Origin of the sequence: Streptococcus sanguinis (assembly GCF_019929225.1) — a bacterium.
Lineage (GTDB): Bacteria > Bacillota > Bacilli > Lactobacillales > Streptococcaceae > Streptococcus > Streptococcus sanguinis_J.
The window spans coordinates 185871-207496 of record NZ_JAHZPA010000003.1 but is presented as its reverse complement, the minus strand read 5'-3'; the positions used below and the strand labels follow the sequence as shown (position 1 = coordinate 207496).

Annotated in this window: 20 protein-coding genes and 2 tRNA genes; all 22 read right to left on the bottom strand. The window is 42.9% G+C overall.

Features of this window, described 5'->3' with window-relative positions; translation table 11 throughout:
- Positions 1–5: 5 nt before the first annotated feature.
- A complete protein-coding gene (locus tag K1I80_RS07220; protein ID WP_002908050.1) occupies positions 6–680 on the bottom strand; it encodes a LiaF transmembrane domain-containing protein in 675 nt (224 codons plus the stop codon).
- Between the two features lie 4 nt (positions 681–684).
- Positions 685–1131 carry a LytTR family DNA-binding domain-containing protein gene (locus K1I80_RS07215; protein ID WP_002908049.1) on the bottom strand — a complete coding sequence of 149 codons (447 nt, stop codon included), beginning with the start codon at positions 1129–1131 and terminating at the stop codon, positions 685–687.
- Positions 1132–1301: 170 nt separating this feature from the next.
- Entirely contained in the window at positions 1302–3215 is a 1914-nt protein-coding gene (locus K1I80_RS07210; protein ID WP_223313844.1) for a hypothetical protein, read from the bottom strand.
- Positions 3216–3370: 155 nt separating this feature from the next.
- Complete coding sequence (locus tag K1I80_RS07205; RefSeq protein WP_223313843.1) at positions 3371–3889, bottom strand: hypothetical protein; 519 nt, start codon at positions 3887–3889, stop codon at positions 3371–3373.
- 639 nt (positions 3890–4528) lie between these two features.
- Positions 4529–6661: a hypothetical protein gene (locus K1I80_RS07200; protein ID WP_223313842.1), complete on the bottom strand. Its 2133-nt coding sequence runs from the start codon at positions 6659–6661 to the stop codon at positions 4529–4531.
- Positions 6662–6837: 176 nt separating this feature from the next.
- Positions 6838–6910, bottom strand: a tRNA-Thr gene (locus K1I80_RS07195).
- A gap of 98 nt (positions 6911–7008) precedes the next feature.
- Positions 7009–7794 carry an ABC transporter permease gene (locus tag K1I80_RS07190; protein ID WP_223313841.1) on the bottom strand — a complete coding sequence of 262 codons (786 nt, stop codon included), beginning with the start codon at positions 7792–7794 and terminating at the stop codon, positions 7009–7011.
- A gap of 1 nt (position 7795) precedes the next feature.
- Positions 7796–8614 carry an ABC transporter permease gene (locus tag K1I80_RS07185; RefSeq protein ID WP_223313840.1) on the bottom strand — a complete coding sequence of 273 codons (819 nt, stop codon included), beginning with the start codon at positions 8612–8614 and terminating at the stop codon, positions 7796–7798.
- 1 nt (position 8615) lies between these two features.
- A complete protein-coding gene (locus K1I80_RS07180) occupies positions 8616–9608 on the bottom strand; it encodes an ABC transporter ATP-binding protein (RefSeq protein ID WP_223313839.1) in 993 nt (330 codons plus the stop codon).
- A 204-nt stretch (positions 9609–9812) separates the two neighbouring features.
- On the bottom strand, positions 9813–10694 hold the full coding sequence (locus K1I80_RS07175; RefSeq protein WP_002905307.1) for a class II fructose-bisphosphate aldolase: 882 nt from the start codon (positions 10692–10694) through the stop codon (positions 9813–9815).
- Positions 10695–10871: 177 nt separating this feature from the next.
- A tRNA-Leu gene (locus K1I80_RS07170) sits at positions 10872–10957 on the bottom strand.
- Positions 10958–11101: 144 nt separating this feature from the next.
- A complete protein-coding gene (locus K1I80_RS07165) occupies positions 11102–11512 on the bottom strand; it encodes a GyrI-like domain-containing protein (RefSeq protein WP_223313838.1) in 411 nt (136 codons plus the stop codon).
- A gap of 70 nt (positions 11513–11582) precedes the next feature.
- Complete coding sequence (locus tag K1I80_RS07160) at positions 11583–13196, bottom strand: CTP synthase (RefSeq protein WP_223312190.1); 1614 nt, start codon at positions 13194–13196, stop codon at positions 11583–11585.
- A 325-nt stretch (positions 13197–13521) separates the two neighbouring features.
- Positions 13522–15228: an FtsX-like permease family protein gene (locus tag K1I80_RS07155; RefSeq protein WP_223313837.1), complete on the bottom strand. Its 1707-nt coding sequence runs from the start codon at positions 15226–15228 to the stop codon at positions 13522–13524.
- A 1-nt stretch (position 15229) separates the two neighbouring features.
- Positions 15230–15931: an ABC transporter ATP-binding protein gene (locus K1I80_RS07150; protein ID WP_223312188.1), complete on the bottom strand. Its 702-nt coding sequence runs from the start codon at positions 15929–15931 to the stop codon at positions 15230–15232.
- Between the two features lie 196 nt (positions 15932–16127).
- On the bottom strand, positions 16128–16811 hold the full coding sequence (locus K1I80_RS07145; protein WP_223312187.1) for a B3/B4 domain-containing protein: 684 nt from the start codon (positions 16809–16811) through the stop codon (positions 16128–16130).
- A gap of 120 nt (positions 16812–16931) precedes the next feature.
- On the bottom strand, positions 16932–17522 hold the full coding sequence (gene rpoE / locus K1I80_RS07140) for a DNA-directed RNA polymerase subunit delta (RefSeq protein WP_002898937.1): 591 nt from the start codon (positions 17520–17522) through the stop codon (positions 16932–16934).
- Positions 17523–17707: 185 nt separating this feature from the next.
- Complete coding sequence (tig, locus tag K1I80_RS07135; RefSeq protein ID WP_223312186.1) at positions 17708–18991, bottom strand: trigger factor; 1284 nt, start codon at positions 18989–18991, stop codon at positions 17708–17710.
- A gap of 79 nt (positions 18992–19070) precedes the next feature.
- A complete protein-coding gene (locus K1I80_RS07130) occupies positions 19071–19634 on the bottom strand; it encodes a TIGR01440 family protein (protein ID WP_032915521.1) in 564 nt (187 codons plus the stop codon).
- 12 nt (positions 19635–19646) lie between these two features.
- Positions 19647–20129, bottom strand: a complete 483-nt coding sequence (locus K1I80_RS07125) for an ECF transporter S component (protein ID WP_011837488.1) — start codon at positions 20127–20129, stop codon at positions 19647–19649.
- Positions 20110–20880: a bifunctional hydroxymethylpyrimidine kinase/phosphomethylpyrimidine kinase gene (locus K1I80_RS07120; RefSeq protein WP_223312185.1), complete on the bottom strand. Its 771-nt coding sequence runs from the start codon at positions 20878–20880 to the stop codon at positions 20110–20112. Before K1I80_RS07120 ends, K1I80_RS07125 begins: the two co-directional genes overlap by 20 nt.
- Positions 20870–21619 (bottom strand): tRNA pseudouridine(38-40) synthase TruA, encoded by a 750-nt coding sequence (truA, locus tag K1I80_RS07115; protein ID WP_223312184.1) that lies wholly within the window; start codon positions 21617–21619, stop codon positions 20870–20872. The genes K1I80_RS07120 and truA overlap by 11 nt, the downstream gene beginning before the upstream one ends.
- Positions 21620–21626 lie beyond the last annotated feature (7 nt).

Genomic DNA, 21626 nt, shown 5'->3' with positions numbered 1-21626 from the left:
AATAATTAGATATAAATCACTTTCAAATGACCGAAAGCCACGCTGCCTTCTAAATAGAGCGTTTTTTCTTTTTCACTGGTATCGCGAACTTGAGAAACACCGCCAAAAGCACAAGCAACCTTGCTGACAACCTGCCAAGAGCTTGGAACAAAGAGAGTGGCATTACCAAAAGCAACTTCCACTTTAAAAGTCGCTGAATCCCCAGCTATCTTAGCGTTGTCAAAGTAAACCTTGGCACTACCAAAAGAGCAAGTCAGCTCATCATAGCTAAAATTGTCCTTATTGACATAACGGGTGCCTGAGCCAAAGACAATGCCTTCGCCACCAATTTCTTCGCCAGAAAAATGTTTAGAAAAATGCCTTAATTTCCATTTTTTGCTAGGTTTGACCAAGAAATTGACACCGATACAGGCTAGAATACCAGCAAAACTAACTGCGCTTGCTGAGATATTGGGCAAGAGGTCGTAAGTGCTATTAGCAATGATAAAAGCGATAATGGCAAAGATAAAACCTAGCGGAATGTTGCCAGAATAGAAGCTCTCCGCTGAAAAATAGACAAAGCCCATAATGACCAACAAAGGCCAAACATTGATGTGAATAACGGGAATCCCGAAATTCCCCTGCAAAAGTACCCAAGCTGCTAGAAGTAAGCAAGCCAGTCCTAATATTGTTTTTCTCATGATGTTACCTCGTTTCGTTTAACTTTTCTTTTAAAATTTGATAATAGTGCCTAGACACATACACTTCCTTATGGGTATCGTAGAAACGGACGCTGCTACTGCCCGAAAAGGATTTTTCCAGCGAGTAAATCGCCTTACTATTGATAATGCTGGATTTGGATATGCGACAAAAATAATAGGGCAGGCGGTCTTCCAACTCATAGAGCTTGTGCTTGACTTCATAAGCATCCTCACGCGTATGAGCAAAAATCTTGCTACCGTCAGTCTCGAAAAAGAGAATATTGTCAATATCCAGAAAATATTCGCTAGCTCCCTTATAAAAAATAATGGGCGGTGCCGTTGCTTGCTCCAGAGCTTGCTGAATTTGCTCGAGCTGAGCATCAAATCGAGCAGCCCTGATGACAATCTCTACTTCCGCTAAATCCGAATCCAGTTCTACTCGAATTTTCATTGCTACCTCCTTTACTTTCTACGTTTATTATATCAGTTTCAAAATGAGAAACAAGGCTTTTTCAGTAAGTGGTCAATTTTGACCGGTAAGTGGTTAGCCGCTACGATTGACAAGAATCAAACATCAGAAAAACCGGGACGAGGCCCGGTTTTTTGACATGATGGGAGAGATTATTTTTTGTAACTATTACTATGTCCTTCAGAGGCTCCCTTTTGACTTCCCTTTACTCCTTTGAATATTCCAAACAGCGAGGGAACTCGATCCTCTGCTTTTCCAGTAATCGGATTGTAGCCTGTCATACCAACAATAACATCTAGAGGTTCTACACCTTTTTTGGCTCCAACAGCATTATTTCCAATAATAGCAATTCGACCAACTACTTCAGGCAGAGGAGAACTATCTGGAACAGCATCTTTTCCTGTTAATGTCTTTCCAGTAACTCCAATGTGAGCACTGTCTATTATATTAGATGTAAATAAACTGTCAACAACTTTAAGTCCATATCGCGCACCTGTTTCGCTTGTTTTGATTACTCCTGTTCCAATAACTGGCGGGGTTCCTATCATTGTATTATAATTTAAAGATCCAGTTGGTGTTAAAACTGAGTCAGGAATTGGCTGGGGATTTGGAGAGGTATATGTCCCCATTTCAGTAAGCGACACCCCTAACACTTTTCCTGCCAAGCCATCAATCTCATCATAAACCCCTTCTCCAACCTTACCTAAAAAAGTCGTTGGTTTAGAAAAAGGTTTCCCAGTATCTGTCCCCCACATATTAGGATTCTTAGTTTTTTCTTCATTTTTGGCCTTGGCAGCAGAAACCGTATTACTAGTGGCAGGAGCATGCCTAGCAGCTTCCAAAGCCTTCTGGACATCAGAATATCCAAACGTTTGCTGAGGGATATCTCCTATGGGAGTATGCACTACCGGCCCTGCAAACATCGCACCTGCTTGATAGTAGTCTTCTGGTGTTCGACTAAAAGTTTGAGATAAGTCTAAGTCAACCGTCGTTGGAAGAGTTTGGTTAGTGAGTGCGTCCTCTGTAGCCAAAGGATTGTTAAAAAGGTTTGAAGCGGGCTTACTTTCGCTAATCCGTTGCCAATCTCCGTCTAAAAATGAACCCGGCAATTGATTTTTTCCTGTTGCTGTCAGAGAGGATGCATAGTCTAAAGCAAAGCCTGGGAGTCCTTCATTACTCGTGGTTGTCTGCTTGAAGCCTGCCCAATCAGCCAACGCCTCTGACATCGTTGGGGTATTAACAGTTTTTGATTTCTCAGAGATATCAATCTGCTTCCAATCACCCTCGACTGGATTAAAGCCAGACCATTGATTTACTGGTGACGTGCTAACAAAGTCCTCTGTAGGTTTTGTTGCAGAAAGAGTATATTCACCCTCCAATGGAGAGAGACTTGCTGTTCTTGACGCAGCATCCTGAACACTGGCCCAATCACCAAGTGTCAAATCACTTAGAGACTTACTTTTGTTAGAAACCTGGCTTCCAAACGCATCGGTTACACGAGTCCAGTCTCCTGTTGTAAAATCATCTGTTGCCGTGGTAGATGACGAAGCCGAATTGTTGAAAGAATCATTGATTCTAGACCAATTATCTGCCTCCAAATCACTATAAGCAGCACTTGTTGAAGTTTTATTGTCGGTAAAATCTGATACATGCGACCAGTCTCCTGCTGTAAAGTCGTTCAGACCTAAGCCGCTTGTTGAAAATTTATCGCTTGATGAATCAGATACTCTAGACCAATCGCCTGAAGTAAAGTCACTCACTGTCTTGCTGGTTGACGAAGCATTATCAGCCAAGGTATCAGATGTTCGAGACCAATTACCTGTATCAAAATCACTAAAAGAGTCGGAAATCTCGGAAGATTTCTTAGCGGCTGAGTCGTTGGTGCTCGTCCAATTTCCTGCGCTCAAATCTGCAGAACTTGTATTGCCGTCAGAAATACTAGACCAACTTCCAGAACTATAATTGTTGCCCGATGAAATAGCTTCACCAAAGCTAGAAAAGTCGCTGTTATCCTTAGACGAACTAGTATCCCCAATACTGGACCAGCTTCCAGATCCATTTGACAAGTCGCTGTCGCCAATACTTGACCAATTCTCAGAACTATCTGACGATCCAAAGCTACTATTCGAAGTAGAGTTTCCAAGACTATTATTATCTGAAGTAGAATAGCCACCGAAGCTGGTAGAATCTGAAGAGCTAAAACTTCCAGAATCTGAGAAACCTAGACTATCACTATTTGAAGTGGAGGAGCCATAACTACCGGAGTCTGAAGAACCTGAACCGAAACCACCGGAGTCCGAGATACTGGAACCGAAACTGTCGGAATCCGAAGAACCTGAACCAAAGCTACCGGAGTCCGAGGTACTGGAACCGAAACTGTCGGAATCTGAAGAACCTGAACCAAAGCTTCCAGAGTCTGAAGAACTTGAACCGAAACCGTCGGAATCTGAGGAGCTGGAACCAAAACTACCAGAATCCGAAGTACTGGAACCGAAACCACCGGAATCCGAAGTACTGGAACCAAAGCTTCCAGAGTCTGAAGAACTTGAACCGAAACTGCCGGAATCCGAAGTACTGGAACCAAAGCTTCCAGAGTCCGAAAAATCTGAACCGAAACCACCGGAGTCCGAAGAATCTGAACCGAATCCGCCGGAATCCGAAGAATCTGAACCGAATCCGCCGGAATCCGAAGTACTGGAGCCAAAACCGCCAGAATCTGAGGAACCTGAACCACCATCATAAGCCTGGACCTGCCCAACGTGGACAAACACAGCGCTCAACAAAATCAAAAGCATTGGTCTTTTCTTCACAAATGCTCCTCCTTTCTTTTTTTACTATTCTAATATACCATAATTTTATTATAGGTTGCTGATTTTTTTGCCATGTAAAAATATTTTAAAGACCTTGAAATATTATGTCATATATAATTGACACTTTGTCCAGTAAAAAAGAAACCTTGCTTTTACAAGATTTCTAAGACCTATTTATACCCCCTGCAGGGAATTTTCTTATTAACCCAAATTTGTATTATATAGTGCTGCTCTTAAATTTGTGATAAAAATAATATCAAGCAGTACCTAAAAATTCCTGGTAAAGATACATATTGGGTTTCGAACCATAAAAAACCTAAGCGTGTATCACTCCAACTGTCTAAAAATAAGCTTAATGCTTCTAACTTCTTCTTAAGTAGGATATAAAAAAATTATCTTTCGCTTGATGAACTAGAAAAAGCTACTGTAGATTATAGAGTTTTCTACAAAAAACGAATTAAAAGGACCGAATCCTGTTCAATATAGAATTCAATCCTTTCAATAATTATTGGTTCAGCTTTGAAATCTTAGTATAGAAACCTAGTCTTTCGATAAGATGTCAAAGAAGATTATTTTTCCTGACTATTACTAGCTCCTTCGGAGCCCTCCTTTTGTCCCCCTCTCATTCCTTGAATTATTCCAAATAGCGAGGGAATGCGATCTTCTTTTTCTCCAGTAATGGGATTATAACCTGTCGTACCGATAACAACATCTAAAGGCTCTACATCTGTTTTAGATCCAACAATATTATTTGCAATAATAGCAATTCGACCAACAGATTCAGGCAGAGGAGAACTATCAGGAACAGCATCAGTTCCTGATAAAGTCTCTCCAGTAAGTCCAATGTAGACATTATTTGCTACATTATGAGTTAAATTATCAGCAATTATACCGATGTATCGTGCACCCGTTTCGCTTGTTCTAATCACCCCTGTTCCAAGAACCGGAGAAGTTCCTTGTGCTATATTATAATTTAAAGATCCGATAGGGGTTAGAACTTCTTCAGGCACTGGCTGAGGATCAGGAGTCACGTATGTTCCCAACTCAGTAAACGTCACTCCAGCCAATTTTCCAAATGTGCCATCAAATACATCATAAACTTCTTCTCCAACAATACCCAAAAGAGTCGTTGGAGTAGAAAAAGGCTTGCCAGTTTCTGTCCCCCACATATTAGGGTTCCTTCTTTCTTCTGCATTTGTTGTATTTGTTGCAGAGACAGTGTAATCAGCCTCCAAGGGAGAGTAATTACCCCAAGCATCGTTTCCCAAAACATTGAAAGTTTCATTTGAATCAACTGCCAAACCGCTACCAAGGTCAACAGAAGATTCGGATCCAGTTATATCGGCTGGTTTATCCGAAACGAAACTGCCTAAGCTGTCTGGATTAGCTGTCAAACCATTGCCTGCGGAAGCCGCAGTGCTTGATTCAGTTGCCGAATCTGCCAAATTAGGCTTGTCAGAGCTTGCTGAGCCTACTGACTCAGTTGTAGAATCTGATTCTGAGATAAAACTACCTAGACTATCTGCATCTGCAGCCAAACCACTGCCCAGGTCAGCAGAAGATTCGGATCCAGTTCTATCGGCTGGTTTATCCGAAACGAAACTGCCTAAGTTATCGGAATTAGCTGTCAAACCATTGCCTGCGGAAGCCGCAGTGCTTGATTCAGTTGCCGAATCTGTCAAATTAGGCTTGTCAGAGCCTGCCGAGCCTACTGGCTCAGTTGTAGAATCTGATTCTGAGATAAAACTACCTAGACTATCTGCATCTGCAGTCAAGCCACTGCCCAGGTCGGTAGAAGATTCGGATCCAGTTCTATCGGCTGGTTTATCCGAAACGAAACCGCCTAAGCTGTCCGGATTAGCTGTCAAACCATTGCCTGCGGAAGCCGCAGTGCTTGATTCAGCTGCCGAGTCTGCCAAATTAGGCTTATCAGAGCTTGCCGAGTCTACTGACTCAGTTGTTTGATTAGCTGAATCTATAGGAGTCGAGGAAGCCGTCGTTTCATCTGTAGTAGTGACAGAATTAGTTGCATCCGTAAGGGGTGTGGGAGGAGCGGTCGCTACTGCTGCATCTGGTGTGCCCCCCATTATCTCATCTGTGCTCGTTGTTGGATTGGTTGATTCTGTAGAAACTGGGGTAGAAACATTCCCCAGATTAGTCAAATTATCACCATCATTTGCTGACGCATCCAAAGAATCAATAGTTGGAATATCTGAAGCGAAGTCACCTAAACTATCCGGATTAACAGTCAAACCGCTGCCCAAGTCAGAGGAAGAAGCATCGTCAGATGAGTCGTCATCAGAATCCGAAGAGAAGTGACCTAAATCGTCTGCATCAGCAGACAGGCCGCTGCCCAAATCAGAGGAAGAAGCATCGTCAGATGTGTCATCGTCAGAATCCGAAGAGAAGTGACCTAAATCATCTGCATCAGCAGATAAGCCACTGCCCAAATCAGAGGAGGCATCATTGTCAGATGTGTCATCGTCAGAATCCGAAGAGAAGTGACCTAAATCGTCTGCATCAGCAGACAGACCGCTGCCTAAATCAGAGGAATTATCATCTTCAGAATCTGAATCATTAGACGAACTGAAACTACTAGAATCTGAAAAACTATCAGAGTCACTGCTATCAGCACGAACTTGTCCTATACCAATAAATATGGAAATTAGTAAAATTAAAAAAAATAGCAATCGTTTTTTCATAAACACCTGCTCCTTTCTTTTTATACTAATTCACTGTATCATATTTCTCTTTGATTTTCTTGATTTTTCCACCATGTAAAGATATTTTAACCTCTTTGCATTCGAACTTTTATAATTGACACCTTGTCCAGTAAAAAAAGAAATCTTGCTTTTACAAGATTTCTAAGACCTATGTATGCCGATTGCAGGGTTCGAACCTGTGACCTACGCGTTACGAGTGCGTTGCTCTACCAACTGAGCTAAATCGGCGATTACCCTTTCAGTATAGCACTCTGAGAATAGATGTCAAGAAATTTTCGTCACGATAAAAAAGCCCGTCCTGAGACAAGGCTTTGATAGTCTTCCCCTTACGAACCCGCACTCTCGTAGGCATCTAAGCCCCTGTCCCATAGTTTCAAGGAAATGACAAAGAAGACAAGAGAAATTAGAATTAAACCACCGATATTAAAGAGGCCATTCTTTTCCTGCAAGAAATAGCTAGCTGGATAGTAGGCCGTAAAGGCGAAAGGCACAATAAAACTAATCAACCAACGGATAAGCGAATGGTAAATCGAAATCGGATACTTAGCAAAATCATTGAACATATAGAAAATGTAAATCAAGGCGCCTGACTGCTTGGTCCAAAAAGCGATACTGGCTGTCGCGATTTTCAAAGAAGTATAAATCAAGGTCGTAAAAGGAATACAGATTAGAAAAATCAGGAATTTGGGAAGAGTCCAAGCAATGCTAGTCACTGTTGTCGCTAGTAAAATTCCACCAACCAAAAGTTCGCCCAAGGCATCAATCTGAAAGGTCTCAACTAAGATGTGAAAGAGAGGGTTGATAGGACGAGTCAGGTATTTATCAAACTCTCCCTTTCGCACCAAGCGTTGCCCCAGGGCCCAAAGATTGTCAAAAAAGAGATGGTCCAGTCCCTTGGGAATCAAGGAAAATCCATAGATAAAGGCAATCTCTTGAAAGGTCCAACCTTCTAGTGAAGGGATGTGTTGAAAGAGCACGTTGAGAAACAAGAGGTTCAAGCCTTGGGTCAGGAAGACACCTAAAACACCAACCACAAAATCAACCTTGTATTCCATGATTTGCTTGATGTATTGTCTGATAAAAATCAGATGCATGCGCTGATATTTTTTCATACTAACCTCCTTGAATGGTGATAAATGACTGGACTCTTTTCCAAATCAACTGAGACAAGCCAACCATCACTAAAAGCCAAAACAACTGCAAGGAAAGAGCCTGAAGAATCTGACTGGTATCGTATTTCCCAACGATAATCATAACTGGAGTGTAAATCAAGGATGAAAAAGGCAAAAAGGACAGAATATTTGAAACAATCCTAGGAAAGAAAGCCAAGGGAATCAAACTCCCCGACATAAAGGCAATCAGAGAATTCTTGAGCAGATTAGAGCCCCATAGATTTTTAAACACAAAAGCTGAAAAGCCAAAGCAGATATTAAAGAAAAAATTGATCAGATAGGCTAGCGTTAAGCTAAAAAGATAAATCAAGGTTAGTCCTAAAACTTCTAAAACAACTTGCCCAGATAAGATTTTCATCAAGACAATGACACTTAAAAATGGGAGGCCGACAGAGATAAAAATCAACCACTTGGAACCAATCTCGGTGAAGAGATAAGAGGCCGCAAAGTGCACTGGTCTCAACAAGCGCATGATAATCGATCCGTCCTTGACCTCTTCTCCAATCATAAAAGAAGAATCCGACCTGGTCAAGAGATTGGTCACAAAACTCATGATGATGTAGAGGGTGATATCTGCCATACTGAAGCTTTGAATCAAAGACTCCTGCGACGAATCGAAGACTGCCTTCCAGAGATAAAAGGCCACAAAAGCTCCCATGACATCGCCAAGCCGATAGAGAATAAAGTTGACTCGATAGGTAATCAACTCCTGAATCCCTGCATTGATAAAGGGTTTATAACGTCTCCACAATTTGACCATCTTAGAGCTCCTTTCGGTAGAAGCGACGGATAATATCCTCAATATCCGTATCCACCATCTTCAAATCACGGATCTCAAAATCAGACAGGGTTTGCTTAATAATATCAGCTGACTGGTAGCGGGAACTATCGTATTGAATGTTGAGGCTATTCCCTTGTCTATCAATAGTCATATCAGGTAATCCTGCATAGTGAGAGACAAGATGACTTTGCCCTGGCACTAGTTCAAAGGAAAGAGTCTTCATCTTGCCAAAGGTTTCCTTGAGCTGGCTGACCGTTCCATCAAAAATCTCCTGCCCCTTGTCAATCATAAAAATCCGATCACAAAGTTGCTCAATATCACTCAGGTCGTGAGTGGTCAAGAAAATGGTTGTTTCTTCCTCCTGATTGATTTGGGTAATGGCCCGGCGAATGTTATCCTTGACCGAAACATCCAAACCAATGGTCGGCTCATCTAAAAAGAGAACCTTGGGATTGTGGAGCAAGGAAGCCGCAATGTCCGCCCGCATCCGTTGACCAAGCGACAGAGTCCGCACAGGGTCTTTGATAAAGTCCTTCAAATCCAAGACTTCATTCAAAAAGTCCATCCGCTTATGAAAGAGCGCGTCTGGCACATCGTAAATCTCTTTCAAGACCGTGTAAGTCTCTTGCAGAGCCAAATCCCACCACAGCTGGGTGCGTTGCCCAAAGACTACTCCAATATCCTTGACATAGTCTTGGCGATTGTCCTGCGGAATCTTGCCGTTAATTCGACAAAAACCAGATGTCGGCTTCAAAATCCCTGTCAGCATTTTAATGGTTGTTGACTTCCCAGCACCATTGGCCCCGATGAAACCTAAAATCTGCCCCTTGGGAACCTCAAAGGTTAAATCCTTGACCGCTTCAAAGGTCTGCTTTTCAGGATGAATAAAGGAGCGCAAAGCCCCCTTCAATCCTGGTTCCTTAACTGTCTTCACAAAATTTTTCTGAAGATGCTCTACTTCTATCATTGCCATACGTTTCTCAATATCCTATTATTCAATTCATGTTACAGATCATTTCCCTACTTAACTCAGGAAAATAGAATCTTATCTCCTCACTATACTACCACTTTTACTTCCAAACGAACATAGGAAATTCAAAAATAATTATCATATTTTATCACACACTAAAAAACCTACCCTTACGGGCAGGTTTCTGTTTTGTAGTCTTCAGCTAGATTATGCTTTACCTTCTGAACCGAATACGTCGATACGTTCTTCAACTGATGCTTGGATAGCTTTTACACCGTCAGCCAAGAATTTACGTGGGTCGAAGAGTTTCTTCTTGTCGTATTCTGCTTCGTTTGCTTCGTAATCGCGAGCGAATGCACGAGTTGCGTTAGCGAATGCGATTTGGCATTCAGTGTTAACGTTAACTTTCGCAACACCAAGTTTGATAGCTGCTTGGATTTGGTCATCAGGAATACCTGAACCACCGTGCAATACGATTGGGAAGCCTGGAAGAGCTTCTGTCAATTTCTTCAAGTGGTCAAGGTCAAGACCTTCCCAGTTTGCTGGGTATGGGCCGTGGATGTTACCGATACCTGCTGCCAAGAAGTCGATTCCAGTTTCAACCATTGCTTTAGCGTCTTCGATTGGAGCCAATTCACCTTTACCGATGATACCGTCTTCTTCACCACCGATAGTACCAACTTCAGCTTCTACTGAGATACCTTTAGCGTGTGCTTTTTCAACAACATCTTTAGCCAATTTAAGGTTTTCTTCTACTGGAAGGTGTGAACCATCAAACATGATAGAAGTGTAACCAACTTCGATACACTCAAGTGCATCTTCGTAGTGACCATGGTCCAAGTGAATCGCAACTGGTACAGTGATGCCCATTGATTCTACAAGGTTAGCGATCAAGTTACGAGCAACTTTGTAGCCACCCATGTATTTAGCAGCACCCATTGAAGTTTGGATAAGCACTGGTGCTTTCTTTGCTTCTGCCGCACGCAGGATAGCTTGAGTCCACTCAAGGTTGTTTGTGTTGAATCCACCAACTGCGTAACCATTGTCACGAGCTGCTTGGACAAATTTTTCTGCTGAAACGATTGCCATTCTTATCAGGCCTCCTCTTATTTTTTGTGGTTAAACCACTTACATTGTTTATTTTATCACTTTTTCACTAAAATTGCTAGTTTTTCCTGAAATTTTAAAGAATTACAGGGAGACACTCAGCCTTTTTAAGCGTCTCTATCGCAAAAAGAAAAAGCTGACCGAAGTCAGCTTACTTGATGCGGAGAGAGGGACTTGAACCCTCACGACCTAAAGCGGTCACAGGATCCTTAGTCCTGCGCGTCTGCCAATTCCGCCATCCCCGCGATTGAGTACCTTACTAGTATAACAGGACAGCTAAGGCTTGTCAAGAAAATTTTTTAGTTTATTTCAAAAAATCAACTTTCTACTCAATCAGTAAAATTGGGAAATCTAAGCGAAAATGAAGCCAAGGAAGGAACACGGAAAACTCAGTGCTGCTGAGTCGCAATAAAGACAGCCACCGTTTGGTCGGGATCGTATTTTTCAAAGTCGAAAGTGTAATCTCGATTAAGCTCACCTGTTTCTTCTGCCTGCCAAATCCTCTGCCAAGCATGAAGAATCGCTTGCGGATCCTCCTTATCCGCTTCAAACACTTGATAGGTCTGCTCAGAGGTATCAAAATCATAGACTTCCCCATCTGTCAAACGGCAGATAGAGAGACTATAGTCTCCTTTGTAATCACTGGCATAGTCATGATAGACAGCATAGACCGGCTCCCCTTGGGCAAAAGCTTCTTTCACAGCTCCCTCTTGTTCCTTCCAGAGAGCTTGGATTTTTTCTACACAATGCTCATCTTGGAAATTATTAGTACGAATATTAGCTAAAATGTTTAGAAACATCTTCTTTCCTCCTTTTGTTTTTCATTATAACATTTCTCTAGAAAAGTCGCTTAGGTCAGACAAAACTAGTCTATTTCTCCTGGCTCTTTTCTACCGCTGCTGTGACAAAGGCTGTATAAAGACCTTCAGGTCGGTTCGGTCGGCTGGAAAGCTCTGGGTGATACTGACAAGCAACGAAGAATTTATTTTCTGGGATTTCCACTATTTCGACCAAGCGATTGTCTGGTGAGACTCCAGAAAATACAAATCCAGCTGCCTCAAACTGCTCGCGGAAAGCATTGTTAAACTCATAACGATGACGGTGACGGCGCTGCACGACTTCTTGATGGTCATAAGCTGCTGCTGTCTTAGAGCCAGGCTTAAGCTTAGAAGGATAGAGCCCCAGTCTCAGCGTTCCTCCCAAGTCTTCAACATCAATCTGATCACGCATGAGATCAATGATTGGATACGGTGTGTCTGGATTGAGCTCCGCTGAGTTGGCATCTGCCAGTCCTAGGACGTGACGGGCAAATTCGACACAGGTTAGCTGCATGCCCAAGCAAACGCCCAACATAGGCACATCCTGCTCACGCGCATAGCGGATTGCCTGAATCTTACCCTCAGTTCCCCTCTGACCAAAGCCACCCGGAACGATAATTCCATCCGCACTTCCAAGAAGCTCTGCGGCGTTTTCGGCCGTTACCTGATTCGCATCAATCCAGTCAATCTTAACTTCCGCATCATTGGCATAGCCGGCATGCTTGAGCGCTTCAACAACTGAAATATAGGCATCTGGCAACTCGACATACTTGCCGACCAGAGCAATACGTACCTGCTTTTCCAGACTCATCACTTTCTCTACCATGGCTGACCACTCTGTCATATCTGCTGCCGGCACATCCAGCTTCAGATGGTCACAGACGATTTGGTCCATCTTTTGCGCCTGCAAATTAAGAGGAATTTGGTAAAGATGCTCCACATCTAGCGACTCAATGACCGCCTCCGGCGCCACATCACAGAATTGAGCCAGTTTGTTTTTGATATTTTGTCCAGCTGGCTTCTCTGTGCGGATGACCAGCATATTAGGCTGAATCCCCAGACCGCGCAGCTCTTTGACAGAATGTTGAGTCGGTTTGGTCTTCATTTCTCCAGCTGCCTTGAGATAAGGCAGGAGGGTCGTATGGATATACATGACATTGTCTGCACCGACGTCAGCCTTCATCTGGCGCAAAGCTTCTAAGAAAGGAAGAGACTCGATATCCCCCACTGTACCACCGACCTCTGTGATAATCACATCCGAGTCCGTCGTCCGTGCTGCCCGCTTGATCTTGTCCTTGAGAGCATCTGTGATATGCGGAATGACTTGGACCGTCGCTCCTAGATACTCGCCTTTACGCTCCTTGCGTAGGACTTCGCTATAGATTTTACCAGTGGTGACATTGGAGTATTTATTGAGATTGATGTCAATAAAACGCTCATAATGTCCCAAATCCAGATCCGTCTCGGCTCCATCATCTGTGACAAAGACTTCCCCATGCTGGTAAGGGCTCATGGTCCCAGGATCAATATTGATATAGGGGTCAAATTTCTGAATCGTAACCTTGAGACCGCGATTCTTTAAAAGCCGACCCAGACTAGCTGCCACAATCCCTTTCCCGATAGAAGAAACTACACCGCCGGTGACAAAAATATATTTAATTGACATACGTGCTCCTTTTCATAAAACAATTTGTTCCAGCAAGCATCACAGTTGCTGGTAACTTATCTAGAGGAGGATTTTCCATAATCTGTCTGAAAAAGAAAAATAGCTCCCTGAACACAGGAAGCTCTGACCTCTAAAAGAGGTGCCCGAACAGTATGATATCGCAAACCTAAAAAATTGTCAAATGTTTTCATTCGGTTTGCATCCATTTTCACTAATACTAATGACATGTGTTTCGAATTCTACATCAGGCATGCACTCCGCTAAATCGCGTCGAATTCCTTTCAAGATTTCCGACTTCTTATCTTAAAAATCTTTATGCTGTTTCTCACCATTCTGATAAGAATTCTGCCTGCCGATTATCATCCCTGATTTTTTTAACTTTTCGAATAAATAAAAATCTAATGATAAAACATAAGGCATTCAAGATAACAAACATATAAACGAAAGTAATCCAGTTGAGCTGGAATGGCATATAGTCCCCTGTCTGAAGAGAAGTCATAATCTGGATATTCCTTGCAGCATAGATGGCCACAGGCAGAGTGAGCAAGAAAAGCAGATTGCTGATCACAATGTAGGGGTTAAGCAGGATACGATAAACCTCTCTCTCCTCATATCCTAGCAAATCGAACATTAATAGATTCTTCATATTACCATTCAAGCCGATAAACACGGCTAAATAAATCAATAAACATCCCGTTATGACACCAATACTTTGGTTAATAATAGCACTTGCTTTGTTAGAAGTCTGACTTCTTTGAATCGTTGATAATTTTTCCTCTAGGGAGCGAACTTTTCCTTCACCTTTTTCTTGAGGCTTATTGGTAAATCTGCCATTAAAACGATCGTCAGCTTCATTTACCATAGCGGATGCTTGGTCTTTGGGAATATATATTGTCTTTAAATCAGCATTCTCCGCAAATCCAGCTATCTTTATCTGATGTTGCTTTCCCTTTACTCTTAACTCTAGAGTATCCCCAACTTTAAGACCATAATTCTCTCGCAACTCAGGGTTTACATAGACCCCCTGAGTGGGATCTAGCATTTCTCCCTTACTGCCAATCAGCTGAAACAAGTCATTTTGGCTTGTAAGCGAAAGGGCCTGATAGGCTATAGTTTCGCCTTTTATCATTAGATCAACATCGTATCTCAGATAGGTTACAGAATCTGAAGCTGACTTAGTCTCCTCCTTTTGGTAGTTATCATAGCTGACCTCATAAGAATAGTGCCGGCCTTCCTTCTGAGATTCAAGGATTTTAGAGGAGCTAAAAGTAAGAGACAAGCTTAAGACAAACATGATGCTAAATGTAACGATAGCAATCAGCAAGAGCCCTAAGGTGCTAAAATGATTTAGAGTTAGCTTAAATTTGAATTTATGCTTCATCGGCAGCTTTTGAATCATCTTCTCTATCAAACCGGGACGGATGCTTTTTCCGTCAGTCTGTTTCATCATTAGAGCCAAATCTGTCTTTCTCACTGTCAGTCCCGCCAGATAAGTAAGAGCTCCTAGGAAAAGACTTAGAAACAGGGTTCCCGTCATAACCGACTGCAGAGAAAGTCCTTTACTCAACCCTTGAACGAGATAGGTCTGGCTATTAGCAGAAAGGAGAATATCAGAGCCCCAGAAGCCCAAGACTAAGCCAAGCAAGGAACTGAGCAAGGATAAACCGCTGATTAATAGCGCATAGCTTGCTAGCACACTGGAGAAAGAAAAGCCAAGGGACATCAGCTGGGCTAGCTGCACTCGATTTCTTTGGAGCATCCCTCTGATGAATAAGGATAAAATGAGGGAGAAAATGGCTACCATGGCGACAGTAATGTTTCTGATTAAGAGTTGATTACTTTTCAAAGCTGTGAAATAATTAGCCTCATTGCCTGATAATTGCTCTCCACCTAAACGAAGTATATTGGCATCAATCGCAAAATGAACGAAGAAGAACATAAAGGAAGTGAAGATTATAATCAGAGATAGAATAGACACTATGGTCTTCTTAGCAAAAAAGTCTTTGGATAGATATTTAAACAGCAAATCCATATTAAATCTCCCAACTCATTTGATCCGGCGACAACTTCTCCATATTCATGTCGTCCCTAACAATACGACCATCTTCTAAGAGCAGTATTCGGTCAGCTGTTCTGGCAATTTCTCGATTATGTGTCGTAAAAAGGATACTGGTTCCGTAGGTTTGCTTGATAGCATGCAATAAAACAATAATGTTCTTACTATTTTCGCTGTCCAGAGCGCCTGTCGCTTCGTCACAGAATAAAACAGCCGGTTTCTTGATCACGGCTCTGGCAATGCAGACTCTCTGCTGCTCACCACCCGACAGCTGATGAGGGTATTTGTTCAAAAGCTTCTCAATTCCCAATAGCGAAGCCAATTCTTCGAGGTCCGCTGCTTCTGCGGCATACTTGCTGCCCAGCTGAATATTCTCCTCAACTGTTAGATTAGGAATTAGCATATAGTGCTGAAAGACCAAACCAATGTCTTCTCTCCTAAACTTAGCCACTGCTGATTTACTCAGCTGACCTATTTCCTTGCCTTTGTAAAAGATCTGTCCAGAACTTGGTTTCAGTAGAGAAGATAGGATATTCAGCATTGTTGACTTTCCTGAGCCACTGTGACCCAAGATTGCTACAAACTGTCCCTGATCAATTTTTAGATCCATATCCTTCAGGACATACTCATCCTCATATTTTTTGCTGATTGATTTAGCTTCTAATAGTGTTTCTGTCATAGCACGCTCCTTTTCTTTGTTTATTATACCATTTTTTGTTGAGTAATGTCTCCTATTTTGAGAAAAGCTAAGTGTACTCATTTCTCATTCTTTCAACCACGACTCTGACAAAAGAAAGAGAAAAGCATGCAAAAAAGCTCCCTAAAAACAGGAAGCTGATAGTCAGTGAGAATCAAAATTGGAAAGCCTCTTCCAGTTAATTTTCCTCAATACTAATAACATGTGCTTCAAATTCTAAATCGGGCATGCACTCTGCTAAATCGTGTCGGATTCGTTCCAAGGCTTCCAGACGCATTTCGACAGAGGTATTGGCATTCCCCTGAATGATGAAAATGGCATCCTTGGTCTCCTCATCAAACTTATAATACTCGCTGTCACGGACATCCAGCCAAGCCAAAATGCCTTTGGCATCCCGATAGACATAGTCCGTCTTGGCAACATGCTTCTCCTTGGACAAAATAGGCAGAAAAACATCTTCCTTTTGGCTTACGGTAAATTCTATCTGACCTTCAATCTTATCAAAATCATGCCCTCCAATAGCCAGTAGGGAATGCAGGGCTTCAACGTTATAAATATCAATAATGCTATTAATATGAGGGAGCGATACGCGGTGCTGGATATTGCGAATAAGAGCAGGAACCGTCGGAGGATTTTTCTTAACACTGCGACCTACGCGCTGCAGTATTTCTACATAACCTTGAATAACTGGCGACTCAAGTACCTCATCCAAGTCGCAGTCCAGAGCCCAGTCTTCCATTTCCTTTTTCTTTTTTAGAAATGAAGGAGACAGTTCTGCATGAGGATTGACATTCTTGGCAATCCCGATAACGACACTTTTTATGTCTAGTTCACCCAGACTCTTATCAAGGACAAATTTCATAGCAGCATACCTCCATCTTTTCTTTATTAAATTTTATTAGTATTCTACACCTTCCGAACTTATATTTCAAGGAATATTAAAAGAAACAAAGGATTTCGTCCCTTGTTTCTTTTGGTTGATTTATTCTTCCTCTTCTGTCTCCGTGTCTTCGTCAGAGTAGTCGTCATCTTCTTCGTTGAGTTCGACTTCTTCACCTAGATCATCTGGAGCGATTTCGTTGATTTCAGCATCGTAAGCTTCCACTTCGTTCTTCTCATCGTCTGGATTTTCCTCATCGTATGAGAGAGCTGGATCTGCTTCGTAGCCGTCCTCATCTTCTGGATCGTCATCGCTGTAGTCAATGGCATCCTCGTCGCCATCCATAAAGGCATTGACGCGTTTCTTCTTGCGTTTCTTAGGTGCGTCGTCCTCATCAGTCTCTTCCAAGGCGATGATTTCTTCATCCACTTCGTCGATAGCATACCATGAACGCAGGCCCCATTTATTATCCCCCAGCGGAATAAAGCTGCCGTCTACATTGAGTTCTGTGTAGAACAAAGGCAGAGCATCACGAATCTCACTGTTTGATTTTTCCAGATAGTTTTGAATTTCATTGACCAGATCATTAAAATACATCTCATGGTCGCGGCCGCGGGCTTCCAAAATGGCACGCGCCACTTCAATCATAGAAAGCTCACTTTTTTCCTGTCCAGCAAATACTTCTAATTCCAAAGTTGATCTCCTTTAAGATTAAGTAAAGGCTTGTCGCCCTCTTGCAATTTTTCGCTACTTTCTATTGTACGATAAATTTCTATTTTCGTCAAAAGAAAATCCAGGAAAAATCACGGAACAAGTACAAAAAAAAACTAGTGCATCTGTACACTAGTTTCAAATGATCTCATTTTGAATGATGAAGCTTATTTCACTTTCGCAGTGCTTGTAATCACTTCAACAGCTTTCTTGATAGCGATGTCGTGTTTCAGCATGTCTTCTGACAGCAATTGACGAACACGTTCCACTTCCATGTTGTAGTCTGAAGCCAATGAAGTTACTTCGGCTTCGATTTCTTCTGCACTAGCTTCAAAACCTTCTGCCTTAGCAACTGCTTCTACGACAAGGTTTGTCTTAGTGCGTGACTCGGCATCTGCTTCGTATTGCTTGTGCAGGTCTTCCTGAGTAGTGCCAGTGATTTGGAAGTACATGTCAGGTGAGATTCCTTGGCGCTGCATATTGCCCAAGAATTCATTAACAGCGCGGTGCACTTCTTCGTGGACCATTTCTGCTGGCAAGTCAACGATTTCAGCGTTTGCTACTGCTTGATCAATAGCTGCTGCTTCTACCGCATCCTTATAAGCTGTTTCCTTAGCTTCTGACAATTCTTTGCGGTACTTTTCTTTCAGCTCGTCAAGCGTTTCCACTTCTTCGTCGATATCTTTTGCAAGTTCATCGTCCAATGCTGGAACTTCTTTTTCTTTAACTTCGTGAATAGTTGTCACAAACTTAGCTTCCTTGCCTGCCAAGTCTTCTGCTTGGTAGTCTTCTGGGAAGGTTACGACAACATCCACTGTTTCACCTGCACTGTGGCCAACCAACTGCTCTTCGAATCCTGGGATGAATTGACCGCTGCCCAGTCCAAGTGAGAAGTTGTCACCCTTGCCGCCGTCAAATTCAACTCCGTCAACAGATCCAACAAAGTCAATCACAACTGTATCACCGTCAGCTGCTGGACCTTCTTTGAGAACCAACTCAGCCAAGTTGTTACGCTCACGCTCAATGCGTTCATCTACTTCAGCGTCAGTCACTTCTTTAGTAGCTTCAACAGTTACTTCCAAGTCTTTGTAAGCACCCAGCTTAACTTCTGGCTTAGTGACTACTTCAGCTTTGATGACCCAGTCTTGGCCTTTTTCCATAGACTCGACATCAAACTGAGGCTGAGCAACTACTTCGATACCCGCTTCTTTGACAGCCGCTTCGTATGCTTCTGGAAGAAGAGCGTTCAAAGCATCTTGGTAAAGGGCTTCTTCACCAAAACGTTGGTTGAAGATAGCACGTGGAAGGTGACCTTTACGGAAACCTGGTACAGCAATATCTTTTTTTACTGAGTTAAATACACGGTCCAAGGCAGGCTTGATTTTCTCTTGACTGATGCTAAAAGTCAAAAGACCGCGATTTGTTTCTTTGTTTTCAAATGATACAGACATTCTGTCATTTCTCCTTAAAATTTATTGAATACAACCCATTATAGCATAATTAGAGTTTTTTTCAAAATTATTTTTCCTTTTATCCCTTCCTGATTTTATCCTCTGTATAGGCCGCTCTGGCGCCACCGATTAGCTTGGGACGGCTGGCTAAAGCCGTGACATGGGCAGCTCCCAATTCCTTGAGAATCGGTCGGATAGGAATCTGCACGTGCTTGACATGCATACCGATAGCAGTATCGCCAATATCCAGCCCCGCCTGAGCAACGATAAACTCCACCTCAACAGGATCCTTCATGTATTGGAAAGCTGCTAGCTGACCGCTGCCCCCTGCGTGAAGAGTAGGCAGAACATTGACTATCTCCAAATCCTTCTTGTTCGCCAAGGCTCTTTCAACTACGAGGGCGCGATTGAGATGCTCACATCCCTGAACTGCTAGAAAGATACCCTTCTCTTCTAAGATATCCAGTATGGTTTTGACAATGACCTGTCCGACTTCCAGACTGGAATTCTGACCGATATGTCCTCCGACAACCTCACTAGAGGATAGACCCAGAACAAAAATATCTCCCTCGACCAAGGCAGCTTTGTCCAAAACATCTAGAACAATCTGACGAGTTTCCGCTCCAATCTTAGCTAAGTCCATGTCTCACCTCGTTTATTTCACTGTGACTGTCTTTTTCAAACTCTCTGGGAAGGCCTTGTAAAGAGCAAAACCGACCGCTAAACCAAAAGCATTCTGCATAAAATTACTTAAGATTTCGGCTAGGGCAGCCCCGACACCATTCATGATACTACCAAAGAGGGCGTAGCCGCCGACCATAGCTGCTGCAGCCAAGACCAGCCCAAGGTAGCGTTTCTTACCCTCAAAGCCAGCAAAGAAACCTTGAAGTCCGTGGCAAATCAGACTGAAAATCATCCATTGGGGATAGCCGGCAATCATATCAATCAAAAAGCCCGAAAGTCCTCCGACAATAGCCGCTTCCTTGCGGCCAAAGTAGAAGGCTGTAAAATAAATCCCTGCATCCAGCAGCGTCAAAAACCCTGTCGGAGTCGGGATTTTTAAAAAATTCCCCAAAACCACAGACAGAGCTGTGATGAAAGCTAAGATAACTAATTTTTTAACTTGATGATTTCTCATACTGAACTACCCCATATTGATCTGAGCGCTGAATCGCTCGGTAAACAAAATCTTTAGACAATTGAACTGCTGCAAGTGGAGACTTACCTAGAAGAAGCTGACTGGCAATGCTGGAAGCAAATGTGCAGCCCGCTCCGGTATTGTTGCTGGCCAGCACTGGCGATTCCATAATCTCAAACTCTCGACCGTCATAGTAAACATCCACCGCTCGCTCCTTGCTTAAGCGATTGCCGCCCTTAATCACCACATGCTCAGCTCCCAAATCATGGAGCTCCTTGGCTGCAGCCTGCATATCCTCAAGAGTTTTGATTTCTTTTTGGGTCAATAGCTGAGCTTCTGCCAGATTTGGCGTGATGATGCTGACATAAGGGAAAAACTTGATGATTTCCTCTCTCAGCGCACTGACTTCCAAGTCATGATTTTCCTTGCAGACCAGAACAGGATCCAGAACTACTGGTATATCCGCATGCTGCTTGACAAAAGCCAGAGCTTGCTCTGCTATTTCCAGATTGGGTAAAAGTCCTATTTTAATAGCAGAAAAAGGAACATCCTTGAGACTGGCTAACTGCTGGGCAAAAACTTCTTCCTCAACTGGAAGAACCTCAAATCCCTTATCAGTCATAGCCGTCAGGCAAGTCACAGCTACGAAACCATGCAGGCCATTGACCGTATAGGTAGCCAAATCAGCGTGCAGTCCGCCGCCGCTGAAAATATCATTGCCCGAAAGGGCTAAAATCAACTTATTCTTCATAACGAATCTCCTTTAGATAGAGGCCGTTTGGATCGGCCGTTGGTCCTGCCAAATGGCGGTCTTTCTCCGCTAAAATCCTCTGAATCTGCTCCACCGGCATGCGCTTATTGCCAATCTTGAGCAGGGTACCGACCATATTACGGATCTGCTTGTAAAGAAAGCCATTGCCCGAAAAAGTAAAGACTAGAAAATTACGCTCTGCATCGTAGCGGACCTTAGCCTCGGTAATAGTCCGAACCTTGTCTTCCACACTGGTCCCTGAAGCCGTAAAGCCTGTAAAATCATGCGTCCCCTCTAGCTGAGCAATCGCCTCTTCTATCAGACCCAGCTCCAAAGGATAAGGATAATGCGTAGCATAATGGCGCATCATAGGATTTTTAGGCCGGCCAATGTCCACCAAAAATTCATAGGTCTTGCTGTGCTTATTGTAGCGAGAGTGAAAATCGTCCGACACCCGCTCTACCCTGATAAAATCAATATCTTCCGGCGTCTGCGTATCCAAGGCGAAACGAAGCTTTTCTTCATCCCGCTCTTCTGGTAAATCAAAATGCAGGACTTGTCCTAGAGCATGGACACCACTGTCGGTCCGACCCGCTCCATGAATCACCACAGGCTGGCCTTTATTGATACGGGTCAGGGTCTTTTCAATCTCTTCCTGAACGCTTCTGGCATGGGGCTGTCGCTGAAAACCAGCAAAGCCATAACCATCATAGGAAATAATCGCTTTATAACGTGTCATGTGTTTA